General features: G+C 72.2%; 16 protein-coding genes. 6 read left to right on the top strand and 10 right to left on the bottom strand.

Annotated elements, in window-relative coordinates; all coding sequences use genetic code 11:
- Positions 1–55: 55 nt before the first annotated feature.
- A complete protein-coding gene (locus ACWEQO_RS07645) occupies positions 56–883 on the top strand; it encodes an aldo/keto reductase (RefSeq protein WP_361452363.1) in 828 nt (275 codons plus the stop codon).
- A 100-nt stretch (positions 884–983) separates the two neighbouring features.
- Here ACWEQO_RS07645 and ACWEQO_RS07640 read toward each other — a convergent pair whose 3' ends face one another.
- Both ACWEQO_RS07640 and ACWEQO_RS07635 read right to left on the bottom strand, forming a co-directional pair.
- The gene (locus ACWEQO_RS07640; protein ID WP_452979995.1) at positions 984–1895 is read right to left on the bottom strand and encodes a class I SAM-dependent methyltransferase; all 912 of its coding nucleotides are present in this window, start codon (positions 1893–1895) and stop codon (positions 984–986) included.
- A 170-nt stretch (positions 1896–2065) separates the two neighbouring features.
- Positions 2066–3787, bottom strand: a complete 1722-nt coding sequence (locus ACWEQO_RS07635; protein WP_452979992.1) for a glycoside hydrolase family 6 protein — start codon at positions 3785–3787, stop codon at positions 2066–2068.
- Positions 3788–4371: 584 nt separating this feature from the next.
- On the opposite strand from ACWEQO_RS07635, the gene ACWEQO_RS07630 reads away from it, so the two are divergent.
- A complete protein-coding gene (locus ACWEQO_RS07630) occupies positions 4372–7287 on the top strand; it encodes a glycoside hydrolase family 48 protein (RefSeq protein WP_361452355.1) in 2916 nt (971 codons plus the stop codon).
- Between the two features lie 190 nt (positions 7288–7477).
- Complete coding sequence (locus ACWEQO_RS07625) at positions 7478–10159, top strand: cellulose binding domain-containing protein (protein ID WP_452979988.1); 2682 nt, start codon at positions 7478–7480, stop codon at positions 10157–10159.
- Between the two features lie 69 nt (positions 10160–10228).
- On the opposite strand, the gene ACWEQO_RS07620 is transcribed toward ACWEQO_RS07625, so the two are convergent.
- The 3 genes from ACWEQO_RS07620 to ACWEQO_RS07610 form a co-directional block, all read right to left on the bottom strand.
- A complete protein-coding gene (locus ACWEQO_RS07620; RefSeq protein ID WP_452979985.1) occupies positions 10229–12100 on the bottom strand; it encodes a rhamnogalacturonan lyase in 1872 nt (623 codons plus the stop codon).
- An 85-nt stretch (positions 12101–12185) separates the two neighbouring features.
- On the bottom strand, positions 12186–12944 hold the full coding sequence (locus ACWEQO_RS07615) for a class I SAM-dependent methyltransferase (protein ID WP_452979982.1): 759 nt from the start codon (positions 12942–12944) through the stop codon (positions 12186–12188).
- Positions 12945–12949: 5 nt separating this feature from the next.
- Positions 12950–13255, bottom strand: coding sequence for a 4a-hydroxytetrahydrobiopterin dehydratase (locus tag ACWEQO_RS07610; RefSeq protein ID WP_452979979.1), 306 nt, complete (start codon positions 13253–13255; stop codon positions 12950–12952).
- A 237-nt stretch (positions 13256–13492) separates the two neighbouring features.
- Here ACWEQO_RS07610 and ACWEQO_RS07605 point away from each other — a divergent pair, with 237 nt between their 5' ends.
- Positions 13493–14356 carry a helix-turn-helix domain-containing protein gene (locus ACWEQO_RS07605; protein ID WP_361462518.1) on the top strand — a complete coding sequence of 288 codons (864 nt, stop codon included), beginning with the start codon at positions 13493–13495 and terminating at the stop codon, positions 14354–14356.
- On the opposite strand, the gene dnaK is transcribed toward ACWEQO_RS07605, so the two are convergent.
- The 4 genes from dnaK to ACWEQO_RS07585 form a co-directional block, all read right to left on the bottom strand.
- Positions 14350–16239 (bottom strand): molecular chaperone DnaK, encoded by a 1890-nt coding sequence (gene dnaK / locus ACWEQO_RS07600; protein ID WP_361462515.1) that lies wholly within the window; start codon positions 16237–16239, stop codon positions 14350–14352. The genes ACWEQO_RS07605 and dnaK overlap by 7 nt on opposite strands.
- A 193-nt stretch (positions 16240–16432) precedes the next feature.
- Complete coding sequence (locus ACWEQO_RS07595) at positions 16433–16861, bottom strand: OsmC family protein (protein ID WP_279332583.1); 429 nt, start codon at positions 16859–16861, stop codon at positions 16433–16435.
- A 173-nt stretch (positions 16862–17034) separates the two neighbouring features.
- Entirely contained in the window at positions 17035–19116 is a 2082-nt protein-coding gene (locus tag ACWEQO_RS07590; protein ID WP_452979974.1) for a phage holin family protein, read from the bottom strand.
- A gap of 146 nt (positions 19117–19262) precedes the next feature.
- Positions 19263–19664 (bottom strand): hypothetical protein, encoded by a 402-nt coding sequence (locus ACWEQO_RS07585; protein ID WP_361462511.1) that lies wholly within the window; start codon positions 19662–19664, stop codon positions 19263–19265.
- Between the two features lie 81 nt (positions 19665–19745).
- Between ACWEQO_RS07585 and ACWEQO_RS07580 the strand changes: the two genes are divergently transcribed.
- Both ACWEQO_RS07580 and ACWEQO_RS07575 read left to right on the top strand, forming a co-directional pair.
- Positions 19746–20519: an MBL fold metallo-hydrolase gene (locus tag ACWEQO_RS07580; protein WP_452979971.1), complete on the top strand. Its 774-nt coding sequence runs from the start codon at positions 19746–19748 to the stop codon at positions 20517–20519.
- Complete coding sequence (locus tag ACWEQO_RS07575) at positions 20519–21199, top strand: DedA family protein (protein WP_452979968.1); 681 nt, start codon at positions 20519–20521, stop codon at positions 21197–21199. The genes ACWEQO_RS07580 and ACWEQO_RS07575 overlap by 1 nt, the downstream gene beginning before the upstream one ends.
- 41 nt (positions 21200–21240) lie before the next feature.
- Here ACWEQO_RS07575 and ACWEQO_RS07570 read toward each other — a convergent pair whose 3' ends face one another.
- Positions 21241–22473 carry an aminotransferase class I/II-fold pyridoxal phosphate-dependent enzyme gene (locus tag ACWEQO_RS07570; protein ID WP_452979965.1) on the bottom strand — a complete coding sequence of 411 codons (1233 nt, stop codon included), beginning with the start codon at positions 22471–22473 and terminating at the stop codon, positions 21241–21243.
- Between the last annotated feature and the right edge of the window lie 69 nt (positions 22474–22542).

Raw genomic sequence — 22542 nt, 5'->3', positions numbered from 1 at the left:
GTGATCGTTGACGATGGGCGTGTCATCCGATCACAACCCGAAGGATCGAGAGCTCGTGAGCAAGGTCCCCCCGATCACCCTGAACAACGGCGTCGAGATGCCCCAACTGGGCTTCGGCGTCTGGCAGGTGCCGGACGCGGAGGCCGAGACGGCCGTCGCGGCGGCACTGGAGGCGGGCTACCGCAGCATCGACACCGCGGCGGCCTACGGCAACGAGGAGGGCACGGGCAGGGCGATCGCGGCCTCGGGGCTCCCCCGCGAGGACCTCTTCGTCACCACCAAGCTCTGGAACACCGACCACGGGTACGACTCCACCCTGCGCGCCTTCGACGCGTCCCTGTCGAAGCTCGGGCTGGACCATGTGGATCTGTACCTGATCCACTGGCCGACGCCGGCCCGGGGCCGCTACGTCGACACGTACCGGGCGTTCGAGAAGCTCTACGCCGAGGGCCGGGTCCGCGCCATCGGCGTGTCGAACTTCCAGCGCGAGCACCTGGAGCACCTGATCGCCGAGACGTCGGTCGTGCCGGCGGTCGACCAGATCGAGTTGCACCCGCACCTTCAGCAGCGTGCCGCCCGCGAGTACCACGCGCAGCAGGGCATCGCCACCGAGGCCTGGTCGCCGCTGGGCCAGGGCAAGGGCCTGCTGGAGGTGCCGGCGATCGTGGCCATCGCGCAGAAGCACGGCCGCACCCCCGCCCAGGTCGTGCTGCGCTGGCACATCCAGCTCGGCAACGTGGTCATCCCCAAGTCGGTGACGCCGTCCCGCATCAGGGAGAACATCGACGTCTTCGGGTTCAGCCTGGACACCGAGGACCTCGCGGCGATCAGCGCCCTCGACGAGGGCCGCCGGCTGGGCCCGGACCCGGCGACGCTGAACTGACCTCCGGGCACTCCCGGTCCTCCGCCACGCGGATGCGGCGGCCTCCCCGTGCGCGGGGGAGGCCGCCGTGTCCGTGCGGCGTCACCGGTCCGGGCGGGCCCTACACCGGGCGGACGGCCGCGTGGACCGTGTGGGCCGCCAGGTAGAAGACGTCGGGACGCCGGTGGAGGCTCGCCTCGTCGGCCGGGTCGAGGAGGCGGTCGAGGGTGGCGCGGTCGTCGGCGTCCAGTTCACCGGAGAGTCTGTCGCGGGTGCGGGTGAGCTTCTCGACGACGTGGGCACGGACCCGGTCGCCGGCCGGGGCGGGCAGGTCGAGGAGGAAGGTGCGGGAGCGGGCGTGGTGCAGCCCGATCTCGGTCAGCAGCGCCGGCCAGTCCTCGGTGTGCGCGACGGAGTCCGGCAGTTCGGTGCGCATGCGGGTGAACCAGTCGGCCTCCACGGCGTCCAGGCGTGCCTGGAGTCCGGGCCGGCCGATGCCGATGTCGCGCGGCAGGAACCGGGTGGGCAGCCCGCCCTCCATCACGGCCAGCGTGCCGCCGGGCGCGAGCCGGGCGGCGTAGGCGGCGAGTGCGGCGCGCTGGTCGCCCAGGTGGTGGACGCTGCGGCTGGCCCACAACAGGTCGGCGGGGTACTCCAGTTCGTCGAGCACGCCGGGGAGTTCTCCGGCGAGGGTGTCGAAGCGGTCGCCGACGCCGTACCGGGCGGCGCGCTCCGCCGCCCGTTCCAGCAGCGGGGCGGAGCCGTCGGCGGCCACGATGCGGGCGCCCTCGAAGACCTCGGCGAACAGGCACGCGATGACGCCCGGACCGCTGCCCGCGTCCACGATCAGCCCCGGTTCCGTCACCTCCTTCGCGAGCCAGCCGAGGGCCCGCTCGTACAGGGGCGTGAACAGTTCGGCCTCCGATTCGAGCAGGGCGGCCATCTCCGCCCAGTCGATGTCGGTGTGCGTGTGCGTGTCCGTCCCCGTGCCCGGGTGGTCGTGCTGCTGATGGTCGTGGTGGTGGTGCGCCATGGTGGTCGGCCTCTCCGCTCGGATGCGGACAGGGTGCGCAGACGCACCGGGCAGGAGCCAGTGAAGTTGCCGATTCCGCAAAACGGTTTCCCGGAACGGGTCGGCCCGCCGGGACCGGGGCCGGGCACACGGCCCGGCCTCCCGGCCCCGGCGGACCAGGGATCAGCCGGTCAGGACAGCGGCGGGTACGCGTTCCTCATCAGCTCCTGGAACTGGGCGGAGAACCAGTGCCCGGAGATCGGGGCGTCCGACAGGGCGCCCGACATGTTGTTGTCGTTCCTCGGGTTACCCGTGTACGTCGGGTCGCACATCCGGTCGAAACCCTTGCCCTCGTCGTTGTCGATGACCTTGCTCGCGCCATCGGACTCGCCCGGGGGCTTCATCCACACGTAGGCGTCGATCCCGGGCTCCGGTGCGGCCTTCGGCCGCTCTCCGAGGCCCGCACCCTTCTGGTTGCACCAGTTGCCCGTGTTGAGTCGACGGTCGTAGCGGCCGCCGTCGACGTAGGTGTCCACGCTGGTCGTGGCGCCGGGCCCGGCGGGCCGGGCGGTACCGCCCCAGCCGTTGCGGGAGGTGTCGATCAGCATGCCGATCTTCGAGTCGAAGCCGAGCGAGACCAGCTCCTGGCGCAGGGCCTGGGCGTACGACAGCTCGTCGACGTAACGGTTCCAGCTGACCCACTTGGACTCGCGCACGGACTTGCCGGCCACGGTCTGGTCGATCGAGAAGTTGTTCTCCTTGAGCGCGCTGTAGTTGGCGGTGTTGGCGATGAAGCCGTGGACGTCGGCCACGGTCGCGCCCTCGGCGGTGGCGGCCTGCTTGAAGACCTGGGCGGAGGCCCCGAAGTTGTCGTCCCAGCCCAGCCAGCCGTGGTGGCCGGCGTCCACGTAGTTGTAGACGTTGGGCACGTCGCCGAGCTTGTTCAGGGCGTAGCCCACGCCCTTGACGTAGTTGCCGTTGGCCTTCATCACGTCGCAGTCGGGCGTGGCGGTGGCCCGCGGGGAGACGTTGGTGACCAGGTTGGGCAGCGAGTCGATCTCGACCGTGGTGACGATCCGCAGCGAGGCGTACTTCTGGTCGGAGAGGATCGCGGCGATCGGGTCGATGTACTCGGTCTTGTAGCGGCCGATCTCCGTCGGGCCGAGTTCGCCGTTGGAGGCGAGGGCGGAGCAGTCACGGCCGGGCAGGTTGTAGATGACCAACTGGATGACGAGTTCGCCCGAGCCCTTCTGCCGCAGGGCCTCGTCGAGGTGGGCACGCAGCCCCATCTTGCCGTTGGCCCCGTTGATGGCGGCGGTGCGGTCCAGCCAGACACCGGTGGGCTGGTTCGCGATGCGGCTGCCGCCCGGTTCGGCTGCCGCGTTCGCGGACCACTCGGGGTTCACGTACACCTTGGCGCCGCTGTAGGGGTTGTCGACCCGGCTGCCGGGGTCGGTCGGATCGGTCGGGTCCGTGGGGTCGGTCGGGCCGCCGTCGTCGACGTTGCACGTGACACCGTCGAGCGTGAAGGTGGCGGGAATCGCGTTGCTGCCGCTGTAGGTGCCCTGGAAACCGAAGCTGGCCGAACCACCGGTGCCCAACGAGCCGTTGTAGGACTCGTTGACGGCGGTGACGTTGGCGCCGGACTGGGTGACCTTGGCGTTCCAGGCACTGGTGACCCGCTGGTTGCCGGCGTAGGACCACTTCAGCTGCCACGAGGACTTGGCGGAGCCGAGGTTGGTGACCGTCACGGCGGCGGTGAAGCCGCTGTCCCACTGGTTCTGCACCCGGTAGTCGACGGTGCAGGGGACGGCGGCGGCGCCCACGTCGCCGGGGACGGCGGCGTAGGCCGTCCCGGCGGCGCCGGCGACCAGCGCCATGGCAGCGAGGAGCGCGGTTCTGGTACGACTCATGAGTGCGGGTTTCCTATCCGTAGGGGGCTGTCCGAAGAGGGCTGTCCGTCGGGGCGCGCGTGGCTCGCGCGGCCCGGTGCCGTACGGCGTGGGGGCGCCTCGGGGCTCGGGATCAGGACGGGGTCCGGTCCGCGGTCCGGGGTGTGCGGGGGCCGGACCGGCCATGAGGGGTCCCACAGGAGTGCGCTGTCCCCGCGTCGGGGGTACGGGTGGCGCCGTCGAGCCGGGACACCGCGGATCCGGTGCCGGCGTCCCTCGGGCAGACGGTGGCGAAGTGCTCCACCGGGCATGGCTGGGGTGGGGCTTTGAGCACTGAACGCGGGGGGTGCCGCATGAGCGACTCCTTGCAGTTCGGACGCGTCGAGACGGACGCGTCGACTGATGGAACCGCTCCCACTGGTGCCATGAAGCTAGCGCCAAGTGACGGCGAAGAACAGAGGGACCACTGACTTTCGCTCAACTCGGACCATCGAATCTTTTCGACTCTTCACAAGCCTTGACCGCCCTGGACCCCATCCCCACTATGGGAGCGCTCCCACTGGTTCAAGCCTTGACATCTTCGAGTCGCAGGAGGAACCAGCACCATGCTCCCCCCACCCAGAAGACGCCGCGGCGTGCGGCGGCTGTGGACCGCCGCGGCGGCCGCTCTCGCCCTTCCGCTGACGATGCTGTCCTCGGCATCGACCCCCGCTCAGGCTGCGGCCGTTCAGTGCAGCGTGGACTACCGGACCAATGACTGGGGTTCCGGTTTCACCGCGGACCTGACCCTCACCAACCGCGCCGCGGAAGCCATCGACGGCTGGACCCTCACCTACGCCTACACGGGCGACCAGCGACTCGTGAACGGCTGGAACGGCAGCTGGAGCCAGTCCGGGAAGACCGTGACCGTACGGGACGCCGGGCACAACGCGCGGATCGCGGCCGGTGGCGCCGTCACCACCGGCGCGCAGTTCGCCTACAGCGGCAGCAACGCCGCACCCAGCTCCTTCGCGATCAACGGCACCCCCTGCACCGGGGCCCACCAGCCGCCGATCACCGTGCTGACCAGCCCGGAGGCCGGCTCCGTCTACACCCAGGGCGAGCCGGTACCGCTCGCGGCGACCGCCGCGGCGGCCGACAACGCCACCATCAGCAAGGTGGAGTTCTACGACGACACCCGGCTGCTGGGCACGGACACGAGCGCGCCCTTCACCCTTTCCGTCGCCGGATTGACCGTGGGCAGTCATTCACTGACGGCGAAGGCGTACGACAGCCTGGGAGCCTCCGCGAGCTCCACCCCGGTCGGCATCACCGTCGCCTCGGGTCCCGCCGTGGTCGCCACGCCGTCCCAACTGGGCGTGCAGCAGGGTAAGTCGGGCACGTACGAGGTGAAGCTGTCCAAGCAGCCGAGCGCGAACACGACCGTCACGACGACCCGGGCGAGCGGCAACTCGGGCCTGTCGGTGTCCGCCGGCGGCTCGCTCACCTTCACCCCGTCGAACTGGAACACCGCGCAGCGGGTGACGATCGCCGCCGACACCTCGGGCAGCGGCTCGGCCGTCTTCGAGTCCTCGGCGCCCGGCCACGCCAAGGCGGCGGTCACGGTGACGCAGTTGGGCGCGGCCAAGACGTACGACGCGCGCTTCCTCGAGCTGTACGGGAAGATCACCGACCCGGCCAACGGCTACTTCTCCCCCGAGGGCATCCCGTACCACTCGGTGGAGACGCTGATCGTCGAGGCGCCGGACCACGGTCACGAGACCACCTCGGAGGCGTACAGCTATCTGCTGTGGCTCCAGGCGATGTACGGCAAGGTGACCGGTGACTGGTCGAAGTTCAACGAGGCCTGGGACATCATGGAGCGGTACATGATCCCGACCCACGCCGACCAGCCGACCAACGCCTTCTACAATCCCTCGAAGCCCGCGACGTACGCGCCCGAGCACGACACGCCGAACGAGTACCCGTCGCAGCTCGACGCGGGTGTCTCCGTCGGCCCGGACCCGATCGCGGCCGAGCTGAAGTCCGCCTACGGCACGGACGACGTGTACGGCATGCACTGGCTCCAGGACGTCGACAACGTGTACGGCTACGGCAACTCGCCCGGCAAGTGCGAGGCGGGTCCGGCGGACACCGGGCCGTCGTACATCAACACCTTCCAGCGCGGCGCGCAGGAGTCGGTGTGGGAGACGGTGCCGCAGCCGACCTGCGACGCCTTCAAGTACGGCGGCCCCAACGGCTATCTGGACCTGTTCACCAAGGACGCCTCGTACGCCAAGCAGTGGAAGTACACCAACGCCCCGGACGCCGACGCGCGCGCCGTGCAGGCCGCGTACTGGGCCGACCTGTGGGCCAAGGACCAGGGCAAGGGGTCCCAGATCGCCGCGACCGTCGGCAAGGCCGCGAAGATGGGTGACTACCTGCGCTACGCCATGTACGACAAGTACTTCAAGAAGGTCGGCAACTGCACCAGTCCGTCCTGCCCGGCCGGCACCGGCAAGGACGCCTCGCACTACCTGCTGTCCTGGTACTACGCCTGGGGCGGCGCCACCGACACCTCGGCCGGCTGGGCCTGGCGCATCGGCTCCAGCCACGCGCACGGCGGCTACCAGAACCCGCTCGCCGCGTACGCGCTGAGCAACCACGCGCCGCTGAAGCCGAAGTCGGCGACGGGCGCGAACGACTGGGCCAAGTCGATGCAGCGGCAACTGGAGTTCTACCGCTGGCTGCAGTCCGACGAGGGCGGCATCGCGGGCGGCGCGACCAACAGCTGGGGTGGCCGGTACACGTCCCCGCCGTCCGGCACACCGACCTTCTACGGCATGCACTACGACGAGAAGCCGGTCTACCACGACCCGCCGTCCAACCAGTGGTTCGGCTTCCAGGCGTGGTCGATGGAGCGGGTCGCCGAGCTGTACCAGCAGACCGGCAACGCGCTCGCCAAGTCGGTCCTCGACAAGTGGGTGGACTGGGCGCTGTCCGAGACCACCGTCAATCCCGACGGCTCCTTCCTGATGCCGTCGACGCTCCGGTGGTCGGGCAAGCCCGACACCTGGAACGCCTCCTCGCCCGGCGCCAACAGCGGGCTGCACGTCACCGTCGCCGACTACACCGACGACGTCGGGGTGGCCGCGGCCTACGCCAAGACGCTGACGTACTACGCCGACCGCTCCGGTGACACGGAGGCGGCCACCACGGCGAAGGCGCTGCTGGACGGCATGTGGGAGAACAACCAGGACGCACTCGGCATCGCCGTCGAGGAGACCCGCGCCGACTACAACCGCTTCGACGACCCGGTGTACGTCCCCGGCGGCTGGAGCGGCACCATGCCGAACGGCGACCGGATCGACTCGTCGTCGACCTTCGAGTCGATCCGGTCCTTCTACCAGGACGACCCGGCCTGGTCGAAGATCGAGTCCTATCTGGCGGGCGGGGCAGCGCCCACCTTCACCTACCACCGGTTCTGGGCCCAGGCCGACATCGCCCTGGCCATGGGCTCGTACGCGGAGCTCCTCGAGTAGCCCCCGCCGGCGCTCCGTGTGCCGGCCCCGGCACCTGACGTCGGGGCCACGGCGGCCGGGCGGGTCCCCTCGCGCACGGGGGACCCGCCCGGCCCTCGCACGCCCGACCTCTCCCTTTCCCTGCTTCTCTCCCTGTTTCTTCCCTGGCTCTTCCCTGCCTCTCCCCCCACCCCGAGGAAGGACCCTCACCGTGCGAAGAACCCGCGTCCTGACGGCCGTGCTCGCGCTGGCGGCCGGCCTGCTCACGGGCGGCCCGCCCGCCCTGGCCGCCGACGCCCCGGAGCCGGCCACCGCCTTCGCCGCCGACACCTACACCTGGAAGAACGCCCGCATCGACGGCGGCGGCTTCGTGCCGGGCATCGTCTTCAACCGCAGCGAGAAGAACCTGGCCTACGCCCGCACCGACATCGGCGGCGCCTACCGGTGGCAGGAGCCGACGAAGACCTGGACCCCGCTGCTGGACTCGGTCGGCTGGGACGACTGGGGCCACACCGGCGTGGTCAGCATCGCCTCCGACTCCGCCGACCCCGACCGGGTGTACGCGGCGGTCGGCACCTACACCAACGACTGGGACCCGAAGAACGGCGCGGTGCTGCGTTCCACCGACCGGGGCGCGAGCTGGCGGAAGGCCGACCTGCCCTTCAAGCTGGGCGGGAACATGCCCGGACGGGGCATGGGGGAACGCCTGGCGGTCGACCCCCACCGCAACAGCGTGCTGTACCTGGGCGCGCCCAGCGGCAGGGGGCTGTGGCGGTCGACCGACTCGGGGGCGAGCTGGTCGCAGGTGACGGCCTTCCCCAACCCGGGCGACTACGTGCAGGACCCGGGCGACGCCTCCGGATACGCCAGTGACAACCAGGGCATCGTCTGGGTCACCTTCGACGAGTCCACGGGCACGCCGGGCAGCGCGACCCGGACGATCTACGTCGGGGTGGCCGACAAGGAGAACGCCGTCTACCGCTCGACGGACGCGGGCGCGACCTGGCAGCGCCTCGCCGGCCAGCCGACGGGCCACCTGGCCCACAAGGGCGTCCTCGACGCCGAGAACGGTCACCTGTACCTGGCCTACAGCGACACCGGCGGCCCCTACGACGGCGGCAAGGGCCGCCTGTACCGGTACGCCACGGCGACCGGCGCCTGGACGGACATCAGCCCGGTGGCGGAGGCCGACACCTACTACGGCTTCAGCGGGCTGACGGTGGACCGGCAGCGACCGGGCACGGTCATGGCGACGGCGTACAGCTCCTGGTGGCCGGACACCCAGATCTTCCGCTCCACGGACAGCGGTGCGACCTGGACGCAGGCATGGGAGTACACCTCGTACCCGGACCGGGAGAACCGCTACACCATGGACGTCTCGTCCGTGCCGTGGCTGACCTGGGACGCCCACCCGTCACCGCCCGAACAGACCCCGAAACTGGGGTGGATGACCGAGGCGCTGGAGATCGACCCGTTCGACTCGGACCGCATGATGTACGGGACGGGCGCGACGGTCTACGGCACGGAGAACCTCACGAACTGGGACGACGACACCGCGTTCACCATCACGCCCATGGTGCGCGGGCTGGAGGAGACCGCGGTCAACGACCTCGTCTCTCCACCGTCGGGCGCCCCGCTGCTCAGCGGGCTCCTCGACCTCGGCGGCTTCCGGCACACGGACCTGACGAAGGTGCCGTCGATGATGTTCACCCAGCCCGTTTTCACCGCCACCACCAGTCTGGACTTCGCCGAGTCCGACCCGAACACGGTGGTCCGGTCGGGGAACCTGGACTCGGGCCCGCACATCGCGTTCTCGACCGACAACGGCGCCAACTGGTTCGCGGGAACCGACCCTTCGGGCGTCAGCGGCGGCGGCACGGTCGCGGCCGGCGCCGACGGCAGCCGCTTCGTGTGGAGCCCGCAGGGCGCCGGGGTGCACCACACCACCGGCTTCGGCACCTCGTGGTCGGCGTCGAGCGGCATCCCCGAGGGAGCGGTCGTCGAGTCCGACCGGGTGGACCCGAAGACGTTCTACGGCTTCAAGTCCGGGAAGTTCTACGTCAGCAAGGACGGCGGCGCCACCTTCACCGCCTCCCCCGCGGCCGGGCTGCCGAGCGGTGACAGCGTGCGGTTCAAGGCGCTGCCGGGCACCGAGGGCGACATATGGCTGGCCGGCGGGGCGAGCGACGGTGCGTACGGGCTGTGGCACTCCACCGACGGCGGACGGAGCTTCACCGCACTGCGGGGCGTCGACGAGGCCGACACCGTCGGCTTCGGCAAGGCGGCCCCCGGCGCCTCGTACCAGACCGTCTTCAGCAGCGCGAAGATCGACGGGGTGCGCGGCATCTTCCGTTCCACGGACCGGGGCGAGAGCTGGACCCGCGTCAACGACGACGCCCACCAGTGGGGTTGGACGGGTGCGGCGATCACCGGCGACCCGCGGGTGTACGGCAGGGTGTACGTGGCGACCAACGGCCGCGGGATCGTGTACGGCGACACCTCGGACACCGGGGGCGGGGACGACGGCGGCGGAGGCACCGACCCGGATCCGGAGCCTGAGCCTGAGCCGACGGGCGCCTGCGCGGTGACCTACGCGATCACCAACCAGTGGCCCGACGGTTTCCAGGCCCAGGTCCAGGTGACCAACACCGGGTCGAAGACCTGGAACGGCTGGTCGCTGAGCTGGTCGTTCACGGACGGTCAGCGGGTCTCCCAGCTCTGGAACGGGGCCCACACACAGTCCGGTTCCACGGTGACGGTGCGCAGCACCGACTGGAACGGCACCGTCGCGGCGGGCTCCTCGGTCGGTTTCGGCTTCACGGCGAGCCGTTCGGCGGCGAACCCGGAACCGGCCGCCTTCGAACTGGACGGAAAGGCCTGCACGGTGACGTGATCCGGCGGGGAGGACGCCCGTGGGGCACGTGCCGCGGTTCGCGGCACGTGCCCCACGGGCTCGCGGCTCTCAGGGGGTGTAGACCGCCGGCCGGGGCGGGGTCGGCATGTCGGCGCCGATGAAGAAACCGGTGTGCGGCGGCTGGTTGTAGGCGGTGTTCTGCCAGGCCAGCGCGGTGCGGTACAGGGTGTCGTGCAGCAGGGTGGTGATCCTGAGGTCGGTGTCGTGCGGGGTGGAGTAGATGCGCAGCGCGGTGTTGTCGGCGGTGCGCCAGACGACCTCCTCGCGCCAGTCGCCGAGGATGTCCCCGGACAGCACGGGCGTGGCCTTGGTGCCGTTGTTGGAGGCGACGCCGGAGCCGGTCAGCAGGCGGGTGTCGGAGGAGGGGCCGTACTTGTCGATGCGGGTGCCGTCGAGGAGTTCGCGCACCGGGTCGCCGTCCCACCAGGCCAGGAAGTTGGTGGAGGACGGCTTGCGGCCCTTGGTGCCGCCGCCCTCGTCGCGGATGCCGCCGTCGGAGGAGGACCACATCTCGGGGCCGGAGTTGCCCGACCAGATGTCACCGGCGACGCCGCGTCCGTTGTCGCAGCAGGCGGAGAGCTTCCAGCGGACCGACCCGCCTGCCGGGTCGATGTAGAGGGCGGCGGGCTGGGAGGTGGACTCGGAGACCTTGTAGTACTCGAGTCCGGGGGTGGACGCGTCGAGGTCGCCGAGGTGCTGGGCGTCGCCGTGGCCGGTCCTGGTGGTCCACAGGCCGTTGCCGTTGTCGTCGACGGCCATCGCGCCGTAGACGATCTCGTCCCGGCCGTCGTCGTCGACGTCGCCGACGGAGAGGCTGTGGGAGCCCTGGCCGTCGTAGCCCTTGCCGCTGTTGGTGGAGGAGTTGGTGTCGAAGGTCCAGCGGCGGGTGAAGGCGCCGCCTCGCCAGTCCCAGGCGGCGACGACGGACCGGGTGTAGTAGCCGCGGGCCATGATCAGGGAGGGCCGGGAGCCGTCCAGGTAGGCGGTGCCGGCGAGGAAGCGGTCGACGCGGTTGCCGTAGGAGTCGCCCCAGGAGGAGACGGTGCCGCGGGCCGGGACGTAGTCGACGGTGCCCATGGCCCTGCCCGTCCGCCCGTCGAACATGGTCAGGTACTCGGGCCCGGACAGGATGTAGCCGCTGGAGTTGCGGTGGTCGGCGGAGGAACTGCCGATGACGGCGCCGGTGCCGTCCCGGGTGCCGTCGGCGGTCTTCATGGCGACCTCGGCCCTGCCGTCGCCGTCGTAGTCGTACACCTGGAACTGGGTGTAGTGGGCGCCGGAGCGGATGTTGCGGCCCAGGTCGATGCGCCACAACCGGGTTCCGTCGAGCCGGATGCCGTCGATGACCGTGTTGCCGGTGTAGCCGGACTGGGAGTTGTCCTTGGCGTTGGTGGGCTGCCACTTGAGCACGAAGTCGAGGGCGCCGTCGCCGTCGAGGTCTCCGACGGAGGCGTCGTTGGCCTCGTAGGTGTAGGAGACGCCGTCCGGGGTGGTGCCGCCGGCCGGCGGGGAGAGGGGAACGTCCTTGTAGCCGCCGCGGAACTGCACGGCGTGCACGGAGTCGCCCTGCTCGACGCCGTTCACCACGGCGCGGACGGTGTAGTCGGCGTGGGAGGGGGCGCCGGAGTGGAAGAAGGTGGTGGAGCCGGTGACCGGGCTGGAGTTGACCTTCGTACCGGCCCGGTAGACGTTGAACGAGACGTTGCCCGGATCGGTGCCGAGCCAGCGCCAGCTGACCAGGTTTCCGCTGCCGTTGTACACGCTGACGACGCCCCGGTCGAGTCTCTCGACCTGCCGTGCGGTGGCGGCCTCGGCGGTGCCGGTGCCGAGGCCGGTGAGCCCGGCCCCGGCGAGGGCCGCGGCGGTGAGGACCGCGGGAAGGGCGGACCGGCGTCCGCGTTGTCTGTGGGGATGCTGCACGGGACGGACCTCCAGGAAGGACGGATGGGTTCCGCCCCTCAGTCGCCACCGGCCCCGCCCGGGTTGCCGCTCCCCGTGGGGGAGTTCATCCGTTTCCGGGCACCGGCGGCTTCCGGTACGCCCGCAACCGGAAGACCGGGTCCGGGCGGGGGCGGTCCTGGCCCGGGAGGGCGGCGAGGGCGGCGGCGAAGCCGTCGGCGCGCGGGTCACCGGGAGGCAGGGTGACGAACCAGCCGCGGCGCAGGTCGGCGATGGTGCGGCGGGGGCTGCGGCCCTGGCCGTGGCCCCGGAACACGGCCTGCCCGGCCGGGACCAGGCCGTGTTCGGCGGCGCGGGCCGTCACGTCCGCGGCGGCGTCGTGCACCGGGCTGCGCGGGCGGGCGGCGAGGACGGCGTCGATGTCGCTGCCCACGTTGTGCGAGGCGCCCTTGTCGACGGTGGTGACGTAGACCCCGCCGGGTCGCAGGACCCTGGCGCACTCGCCGACGAGGATCCGCACGTCCTGCGGGCCGGACATCAGGTGCAGCAGCCACACGCTGACCACGGCGTCGAACCGGGCGTCGCCGAACGGCAGTCGGCGGCCGTCGGCGCGGACCACGGCACCGGGCAGCCGGGCCGCAGCCCTCCGGACCATCGCCGGCGCGAGGTCGACACCGGTCACACGCAGGCCGTCCCGGGCGGCGGAAAGGCGCCGGGTCACGAGGCCGGTGCCGCAGGCCGCGTCCAGCAGGTCCCGCGCGCCGGCCGGTATCAGTCCCAGCACCGCCGCCGCGGCCGCGGCCGCCCGGGGTTCACCGCCGCGTGAGGCGTCGTAGCGCTCCGCTTCCTCGTCGTAGTCGAGCACACACCTCAGTGTGCACCGTGACCGGGCGCCAAGTCCCGTACTCTGCGCGCCAGTTCGAGGTCCTTCTCGGTGACGGCACCGCCCGCGCTGTGCGTCTGGACGGCGAGGGACACGGTGTTGTAGCCGAGGGTGAGGTCGGAGTGGTGGTTCAGCTCCTCCTGCACCTGGGCGACGTGGACGACCATCGCCGTCGCCGCGAAGTGGGAGCCGAGCCGGTAGGAACGGGTGAGGCGGCCGCCGTCGAGCGCCCAGCCCGGCAGGTCGGCCAGCCGCTCCTCGATCTCCTGCGGCGACAGCGGTTCGTCGGACATGGGCACGCTCCTCTTCGGTCTCCTGCGGGCCGGTTCCTGCGGTGGCGGGGCTCTGTCCCAGCCTGCCACAGGAGGAGCGGCGAGGCCCTGGTCAAGGCGGTGCGGCTCCCCCGTACGGCGCCTCCCCGGCCGGGGACCGGAATCGGCCGGAGCGGGGGCGCCGGCCCGCAACCCGTGAGAGGGTCGGTCCGGCATGGCAGACTGAACCGGTGTCCGGGGGCGTTGGGGAGACGTGGCGTGAGTGAACGGCGGGCCGCACCCACCGTGGGCCAGGTGGTGCTCGGCAGGCGGCTGCAGGAACTGCGGGAGACGGCGGGCCTCAGCCGTGAGGAGGCCGCCCGGATCCTGCGGGTGGCACCCGCGACCGTACGGCGGATGGAGACGGCCGAGGTCGCGCTGAAGATCCCCTACGTCCAGATCCTGCTGACGGCCTACGGGGTGCGGCAGAGCGAGGCGGCCACGTTCATCGGGCTCGCGGAGGACGCGAACCGTCCGGGCTGGTGGCAGCGGTTCCACGACGTGCTGCCCGACTGGTTCAGCCTGTACGTGAGCCTCGAGGGCGCCGCCCGCATCATCCGGTCCTACGAGCCGCACTTCGTGCCGGGGCTGCTGCAGACGGAGGAGTACGCGCGGGCCGTCCTGGAGGCCGGGACGATCGGGAACCAGGGGCCCGAGGCGGTCGAGCGGCATGTGTCGCTGCGCCTGGAGCGGCAGCGGCTCCTGGAGCGGCCGGACCCGCCCCACCTGTGGGTGATCATCGAGGAGACGGTGCTGCGGCGGCCGGTGAGCGTGGACGGCCGGGTGATGCGCGATCAGTTCGACAAGCTGCTGGAGTGGTCCGAGCGGGACCGGATCACACTCCAGGTCGCCGAGTTCGCCGACGGCCCGCATCCGGGGACGTACGCGCCGTTCTCGCTGTTCCGCTTCGCCGAGCCGGAGCTGCCGGACATGGTGTTCACCGAGTACCTGACCGGCGCCCTGTACCTGGACTCCCGCAAGGAGGTCTCGGCGCATCTGGAGGTGCTGGACCACATGGTGGCGCGGGCCGCCACCACCCAGCACACCCAGAAGCTGCTGCGGGAGTCCCGGGACTGCTACTGAGTACCGCCGCGTCCCTCCTTGCCGCGGCCCCCGTCGCCTCCGTCGTTCTCGTCGTCGACGATCTCCGCGTCGACGACGCCCTCTTCCTCCTGCGGTGAGGTGTGCTGTCCGGCGTCGCCGGTGGACGCCTGCTCCGCCTGGGCGTACATCGCCTGGCCCATCTTCTGGCTGACCGCGGCGAGCTTCTCGACGCCGGCGCGCAGCGCGGCCGTGTCGGCGGACTGCTCCAGCAGGGGTTTGAGCTCCGCGACGGCGGCCTCGACCTCGGACTTGGTCTCCGCGGGGATCCGGTCGCCGTTCTCCCGGATGAACTTCTCGCTCTGGTAGACGAGTTGCTCGGCCTGGTTGCGGGTCTCGGCGGCCTCGCGGCGCTTGCGGTCCTCGTCGGCGTACTGCTCGGCCTCGCGCATCATGCGGTCGATGTCGTCCTTGGGCAGCGCCGAGCCGCCGGTGACGGTCATCTTCTGCTCCCGGCCTGTGGCCATGTCCTTGGCGGAGACGTGCATGATGCCGTTGGCGTCGATGTCGAAGGCCACCTCGATCTGCGGGACGCCGCGCGGCGCCGGCGGCAGACCGGTCAGGTCGAAGACGCCGAGCTTCTTGTTGTACGCCGCGATCTCGCGCTCGCCCTGGTAGACCTGGATGCCGACCGAGGGCTGGTTGTCCTCGGCCGTGGTGAAGGTCTCCGAACGCCGGGTCGGGATGGTGGTGTTGCGCTCGATCAACTTGGTCATGATGCCGCCCTTGGTCTCGATGCCGAGGGAGAGCGGGGTGACGTCGAGCAGCAGCACGTCCTTCACGTCGCCGCGGATGACGCCCGCCTGGAGGGCCGCTCCGACGGCGACCACCTCGTCCGGGTTGACGCCCTTGTGCGGGTCCTTGCCGGTGAGTTCGCGGACCAGGTCGGTCACGGCGGGCATCCGGGTGGAGCCGCCGACGAGGATGACGTGGTCGATCGCGGAGAGCTTGACGCCGGCGTCCTTGACGGCCTGGTGGAAGGGCGTCTTGCAGCGCTCCAGCAGGTCGGCGGTGAGTTCCTGGAACTGGGCCCGGGTGAGTTTCTCGTCGAGGTGCAGCGGACCCTCGGCGGAGGCCGTGATGTAGGGCAGGTTGACGGTGGTCTCGGAGGAGGAGGACAGCTCGATCTTGGCCTTCTCGGCGGCCTCCCGCAGCCGTTGCACGGCCATCTTGTCCTTCGCCAGGTCGACGCCGTACTGGTTCTTGAAGCGCTGGGCGAAATGGTCGAGGAGGCGCTGGTCCCAGTCGTCGCCGCCGAGGTGGGTGTCGCCGTTGGTGGCCTTCACCTCGATGACTCCGTCGCCCATCTCCAGGAGCGACACGTCGAAGGTGCCGCCGCCCAGGTCGAAGACGAGGACGGTCTGCTCGTTCTCCTTGTCCAGGCCGTACGCGAGGGCCGCCGCCGTGGGCTCGTTGATGATCCGCAGGACCTTCAGGCCGGCGACCTCCCCGGCCTCCTTGGTGGCTTGCCGCTGGGCGTCGTCGAAGTACGCCGGGACGGTGATCACGGCGTCCGTGATGTCCTCGCCGAGGTAGGCCTCCGCGTCCCGCTTCAGCTTCTGCAGCACCCGGGCGGACAGCTCCTGCGCCCGGTAGCGGGTGCCGTCCACGGAGCCGTGCTCGGGGAAGTGCCACTGGCTGTCGCCCATGTGCCGCTTGACCGAGCGGGCGGTGCGGTCGACGTTCGTCACGGCCTGCCGTTTGGCGACCTCCCCGACGAGCACCTCGCCGTTCTTGGCGAAGGCCACCACCGAGGGGGTGGTCCGCGCGCCCTCCGCGTTGGCGACGACGGTCGGCTCACCGCCCTCCAGCACGGCCACCACCGAGTTCGTGGTTCCCAGGTCGATTCCGACCGCACGTCCCATCGCTGTCCCCTTCCGCCAGGGCACACCTCTTCGGACCTCAAGGTCTCCAGCACAAAACTTGAGCGAGCCGTTGTCAATAGTCTATGCGGGCTGTTTGTCAACCGCTCGTTCGGACGGCCACACGGCGCAGGCCGCCCCGGCGGGGCGGCCTGCGGGTGCCCCGCGGTGTGCCGCGGGGCGTGGAGACGACGGGTCAGGAGAGCTTCGCCGTCAGCGTGATCTCGGTGCCCTTCAGCGCCTGGCTGACCGGGCAGTTGACCTTGGCGTCCTCGGCCGCGGACTGGAAGGCCGCCTCATCCAGGCCGGGAACGGTGGCCTCGACGGTGAGGTGGATCCCGGTGATGCCCTCGCCGGGCACGAAGGTGACGTCGGCGGAGGTCACCAGGCGGGTCGGCGGGTTGCCGGCCTTGTCGAGGATGTTGGAGAAGGCCATCGAGTAGCAGCTGGAGTGCGCGGCGGCGATCAGCTCCTCCGGGCTGGTTTTGCCGTTCGCCTCCTCCGCGCGCGACGCCCAGGTGACCGGCTGCTCACCGATGCTGCCGGAGGAGTCGAAGGTGACGACCCCGCTGCCCTTGAAGAGGTTGCCTTCCCAAACGGTGTGTGCGGAGCGCGTGGCTGCCATGACGCATCCTTTCGATATGTCCGGCCGTGTGTCCGGTCCGTGCTCTGTCCGGGGCCGCCCGGGTCACCGGGGTTCCCGACCCCATCCGATCACACTACGGCTCGACCCACCCGCAGGACCGGACCCTTGCCCGCACAACCGGGCCCTTGCCCGGAAGACCGGACCGCCCGGGTTCAGGCCGCGCGTTCCCGGCCGGGGCGGGTCGGACGGGCGAAGTCGCCGGACTCGGCCAGCCAGCGGCGCAGTACCCGGTGGATGTGTTCGGCACCGGCGGGTTCGGTTCCGTCGGCGACCGGCGGGGACAGCGCGACCGGGGACAGCAGGAAGGCGCGGGACTGGGCGCCGCCGAGGCCTCCGTGGGAGCCGATCTGCTCCTCGAAGGCGTGGACCTCCCCGGTGGCGGGGTCGTGGAAGGAGTTGACCATGATGTCGGCGGTGTGCGGGAAGGAGTGGGTGCGGCGCACGGCGTCGGCGGCGCCCGGCCCGAACGCGGCCAGCGGCCCGGGATCGTCGTCGAGTGCGTCGAGTGCGTCGAGGGGGATCTCCGCACCGTGCGCGCCGAGGACGACACCGCCGTGCCGTTCGCTGCGCACCAGCAGGAAGCCGATGCCGGGGTGGTTGGCGAGGGTCGGCAGCAGTGCCGGATGGCGGGCGTCGATCTCCTCCTTGGTCATCCGGTGCGGCACGTCCGGGAAGGAGACCAGGCCGAGGTTGCCGGAGGCCAGTACGACGGGCTCGGAGCCGCGCGGGGGTCGGTACTGCTCGACGCTCTCCTCGACCGGCCGGTGCAGTGCCGTCCGGACCGCCGCGCGGGCCTCGGCGCCGCTGTGGGTGCGCCGCGCGCGGCGCGGTACGGGCAGTCCGCACCCGGCCCGGACCAGGTCGCCCAGGGTGAGGCCGTAGCGGGCGCGGAAGGTCTCGCCGGGGCTCTGGCCGTGGTCGGAGAGGACGACGATCCGGTACGGGCGGGGGGCGTGCTCGGCGACGTGCTCGATCAGGGCGAGGGAGCGGTCGAGGCGTTTGAGGACCTTCTCGGCGTCCCGGCTCGCGGGGCCGGAGTGGTGGGCCACCTCGTCGTAGGCGACCAGGTCGGCGTAGACGGAGGTGCGCCCGGCCAGCAGGTCGCCCATGACGGCGGCGACCACCACGTCCCGCTGGACCACGGTCGCGAAGGCCCGTACGAACGGGTAGAGCCCGCCGCGGGACACGCGCGGGAACTGCTTGGTCCACCGGGCCCGGGTGGACTGGACGATCTCGCGGACCACCTCGGCGCCGAAGGACAGGGCGGTGCGCACGGCGTTGGCCGGGTCGGAGAAGTAGGCGAAGTAGCCCGAACGGGAGCGGTTCTCCCGGGTGCGGCGGCGTGCGGTGATGGACAGCACCAGGGCCTGTTCGCCGGCGCCGCCGCTGAACAGGTTGCCGCGGCTGGCGCCGTCGGCGGCCAGCAGCCCGGCGTGACCGGTGTGGCGGACGGCCCGCCGCTGCAGCTCGACGGCGCTGGCGGGCCGGTTGCAGACCATCACCTCCCGGCGGTCCTTCTCGTACCAGCGGAAGGCGGGGACGTCGTGGTTGCTGCCGTGCAGGATGCCGAGCTGACTGGCGCCGGTCTGGCTGGACCAGTCGGTGCGCCAGGGGGTGAGGCGGTGGGAGGGGCGACGGGCCCCGTCGGCGCCGAGCCAGCGGGCGACGGTCGGCATCAGGCCCCGGTCGGCCGCGTGCAGCAGGACGTCGTGGCCGACGCCGTCCAGTTGCAGGAAAACGGTGCCGTGGGTGGCCGGGACGGGCGGCGCGGAGCCGCGGCGGCGGTAGGCGAGCCGGTAGAGGCGGCGGCGGTAGGCGTCGTCGTCGCGCACCGCGAGAGCGCCTCCGGTGGCGGAGGCGACGGCGGACATCACGGCGGCGACCACGACCGCGGTCTCCCACGCGGCGGTCCCGCTCTCGATCGGGTTGAGCCGCAGCGCCAGCAGCAGCAGCGCGCCGTTGAGGAAGAACACCAGCAGGCCGAGGACGAGGGCCGGTACCAGCAGCAGCAGCCGCACCAGCAGCGGCCACACCAACGCCGACAGCAGGCCGAACGCACCGGCGCCGAGCCCGGCGGTGACCGCTATGTCGGTGGCGCTGTCGCCGTCGGCGGAGCGCAGCCGGAAGTCGGGGAGGAGGCCGGCGAGCACCAGCATGGTGAGGGTGGCGACCGCCCACACGGTGACGCTCCGCCCGATCTGACTGGCGATCCGTCGCCACCGCACGCCACCCACGCCCAGTCCACCTCACGTCCCGGCTCGTCGCCGCCACCAGCCAGGGCGGCCCGCGAACCGGCTCCTGCCCGTACCCACCCTGCCACAACGCCCGGAAGTGCCGATTCGTCCCCGATGGGCCCCGGGGGGAGAGGGCCGAGGGCGGCTCAGCGGCCGTCGTAGCCGGCCGTCGGCATCGACAGGCGGCGGTGCACCCGGGCCTTCATCGCGGCGTCGTACGACGGTTCGGCGCGGCCTACGGTCTCCACCCGCACCCCGCGCCGCGCGCACTCGGCGGTGAACTCCTCGACGGAGGCCAGGGCGCTCTCCAGCACCCGGCGGCTGGGCGCCACGAACAGGTCGGTGCCCGGCCGTACGCCGTCCCAGAGCAGGCCGTGGTCGAAGCGGACTGCCCGCACCAGCAGTTCCCGGGCCACCACGTAGCCGTGTTCGCGGGCCCAGCGGGCGCACATGGCGTGCTGGCTGCGGGAGTCCACGAGGAAGGGGTCGGCGTCCAGTTCCGCCAGCGGTGTCAGACTCGCGATCGCCGTCACCCGCACCGGCCCCATGGCGCCCCCTCACCTCCGGACTGCGTCGCCGACCCTACCCCTGCGCGTAGGCTTCGGGGAGGCGCGGAAGGAGGCGCAAAGGTGCCGGTGGAGATCACCTGGTGGGGTCACGCCACCTGCACGGTGGAGGACTCGCACACCCGCGTGCTCACCGATCCCCTGTTCGCCCGCCGTCTCGCGCATCTGCGGCGGCGGCGCGGTGCCGTGCCACCGCCGGGCGCGCGGCGCGCGGACGCGGCGCTGGTCTCCCATCTGCACGCCGATCATCTGCACCTGCCCTCGCTGGCACTGCTCGCCCCGGGCACGCGCCTGCTCGTACCCCGGGGCGCACGCCGTGCGGTGCCGGGGCTGCGCCGGCTCACGCACCTCGAGGTGAGCGAGGTGGCGCCCGGGGAGGTGCTGACGGTCGGCGGTCTGGCCGTACGGGTGGTGAGCGCCCGGCACGACGGGCGGCGGCTGCCGCTCGGACGGCACCACCCCCCCGCGCTCGGCTACGTCGTGGAGGGCGAGGCGCGCACGTACTTCGCGGGCGACACCGGTCTGTTCGACACGATGGCCAAGGAGGTCGGGCCGGTCGACGTGGCTCTGCTGCCGGTGGGCGGTTGGGGCCCGTACCTCGGTGAGGGGCACCTGGACGCGGCGCGCGCGGCCGAGGCGCTGGCCCGGCTCGAGGCGCGCAGCGCGGTGCCGGTGCACTACGGCACGTACTGGCCGATCGGCCTGGACGCCGTGCGTCCGCACGAGTTCCACTCACCGGGCGACGAATTCGTACGGCGGGCGGCCGAGCAGGCGCCCGGGGTGCCGGTGCACCGGCTGGGGCACGGGGAGAGCGTGCGCCTGGAGGACCCACTGTGATGGTGCCCGCCGCCCTGGTACAGGCGGGCGGTGCGTCCGGCTCGGCCCTGGCCGCTCTGGCCTCCCCTGCCGCGGTGTCCGCCGTACCGACGGGCGTGGTCCCGGACTCCACCCAGCAGGCGATCGGGTATCCCTCCCTGTTCCTGCTGGTGCTGATCGGGGCGCTGGTGCCGGTGGTGCCGACGGGGGCGCTGGTGAGTTCGGCGGCGGTGGTCGCCTTCCACCGGGCGGCGCCGCTCTCGATGGTGCTGGTGTTCGCGACGGCCTCCCTGGCCGCGTTCCTCGGGGACGTCGCCCTGTACTGGCTGGGGCGGCGCGGGATGCGGTCGCGGAACGGTTCGCGCTGGCTGGAGGCGATCCGGGCGCGGGCCCCGGAGGACCGGCTGGCGCAGGCACAGGCCAAGCTCGCCGAGCACGACGTGACGGTGCTGGTGCTGTCCCGGCTGGTTCCTGCGGGACGCCTTCCGGTGATGCTGGCCTGCCTGATCGCCGAGTGGCCGCTGCGCCGCTTCGTCCGCGGCAACCTGCCGGCCTGCCTGGCCTGGGCGCTCACGTACCAGTTGATCGGGGTCCTCGGCGGCTCGCTGTTCGAGGACCCCTGGCAGGGCGTGCTCGCGGCGATCGTCCTGACCGTCCTGATCAGCGTGACCCCGAGCCTGTGGCGGCGCCTGCGGGGCTGACCGCCGTCGGCCGCGGGCCCTCCCGGGTTCCGCGGGGGCTCTCATCGCCGGGCTTCGTCGCGGAGGCCGGCGAGGACCGTCCTCAGGTGGTCCAGCGCGCGGCGCACGTGCGGAAGGTCCAGTGGCTCGGCCGCGGCGAGGCTTTCCGCCCGTTGCTCGGCGGTGTCGCCGAGCAGGGGCGCGGTGGACAGCCGCACGCGCGGCGCCTCGAGGTCGTCGCCGAAGCGGTGGCCGCCCGGCGCGGGCATGCCGAGCCGTCCGGTGAGGAAGTCCTCCAGTTCCTGGGCGTCGCCCACGCCGTGCGCGGTGAGCGCGGGGGCCAGCGGTGTGAGGTCGACGTAGAGGTGCCGTCCGGCCTGCGGGGGGCGGGCCAGGGCTCCCGCGACGACGACCGCGTCCCGCGCGGCGGCGGCCACGCGGGCGTGCAGGCGTACGGCGGCGGCCGTCCGCGCGGTGACCGGTTCCGGCTCGGCCAGCGCGTGGGCCACCGCGACGGCGACCGGGGCGGCCACCCGCGCGTCGAGCGCGGTCAGTACGTCGAGCACGCGCGCGTGGAGCGCGCCGCCGGCCGCGCCCGCCGGGAAGCGGCCGATCGCGGCGGGCCAGCCGGACGGGAGCAGGGCGCCCGCCAGGTCGGTGATCACGGTGACGTGTTCGGGCCACATCTCGGCGGGGCTGAGCAGCACGGTCTCGTGCGGTGCGTGCAGGGTGTCCCGCCAGGTCTCGTCGCTGACCAGGTGCAGCCCCTCGGCGACGGCGGCCTCGACGGTCTCGTGCAGCAGTTCGGGCGGGGCGACGGTGGCGGTGGGGTCGTCGGCGACGGAGAGCATCAGCAGGCGCGGGTCACCGCCCTCGGCGCGCACCCGCCGCACGGTCTCCAGCAGGGCGTACGGATCGGGGACGCCGCCGCCCTCGGGGGGCGTCGGCACGGAGAAGGCGGGACGGCCGAGCAGCCGGGCCGCGGGGGCCCACCAGGCGGCGCAGGGCCGGGGCACCAGCACGTCCCCGCCGAGGGCAGCGGTGAGCGCCATGAGGAGGGCGGGCGCGCCGGGGGCGACGGCCACCCGGTCGGGGGCGGCGGGCAGACCGCGCCGGTCCCCGTGGCCGCACGCCGCGTCCAGCAGGGCGGGGCCGCCACCGATCGGCTCGGCCTGCCCGCGGGACGCGGCGGCGGCGAGGACGGCGGAGAGTTCGGGCAGCACGGGCAGCCCGTCCTCGGGCAGTTCCGGGCCGAAGCGAACGGGGCCGTGCCCCTCGGGGTCCGTCCGCCGCATACGCACCTCCGCGCAGTCTCTGGTGCCCGGGCGTGCCCACGGGGGTCACCCGGGCCGGTCACCCTGGTC

This window comes from Streptomyces sp. NPDC004051 (genome assembly GCF_053604275.1).
Note: the sequence above shows the minus strand (reverse complement) of the source record. Positions and strands in the feature narration are given on the sequence as shown.

Excerpts from the sequence above, each read along its gene's own strand:
- ACWEQO_RS07630 (WP_361452355.1), top strand. The coding sequence starts at position 4,372 with ATGCTCCCCCCACCCAGAAGACGCCGCGGCGTGCGGCGGCTGTGGACC.
- ACWEQO_RS07640 (WP_452979995.1), bottom strand. The coding sequence starts at position 1,895 with ATGGCGCACCACCACCACGACCATCAGCAGCACGACCACCCGGGCACG.
- ACWEQO_RS07635 (WP_452979992.1), bottom strand. The coding sequence starts at position 3,787 with ATGAGTCGTACCAGAACCGCGCTCCTCGCTGCCATGGCGCTGGTCGCC.
- ACWEQO_RS07575 (WP_452979968.1), top strand. The coding sequence starts at position 20,519 with ATGGTGCCCGCCGCCCTGGTACAGGCGGGCGGTGCGTCCGGCTCGGCC.
- ACWEQO_RS07585 (WP_361462511.1), bottom strand. The coding sequence starts at position 19,664 with ATGGGGCCGGTGCGGGTGACGGCGATCGCGAGTCTGACACCGCTGGCG.
- ACWEQO_RS07595 (WP_279332583.1), bottom strand. The coding sequence starts at position 16,861 with ATGGCAGCCACGCGCTCCGCACACACCGTTTGGGAAGGCAACCTCTTC.
- ACWEQO_RS07570 (WP_452979965.1), bottom strand. The coding sequence starts at position 22,473 with ATGCGGCGGACGGACCCCGAGGGGCACGGCCCCGTTCGCTTCGGCCCG.
- ACWEQO_RS07610 (WP_452979979.1), bottom strand. The coding sequence starts at position 13,255 with ATGTCCGACGAACCGCTGTCGCCGCAGGAGATCGAGGAGCGGCTGGCC.
- dnaK (WP_361462515.1), bottom strand. The coding sequence starts at position 16,239 with ATGGGACGTGCGGTCGGAATCGACCTGGGAACCACGAACTCGGTGGTG.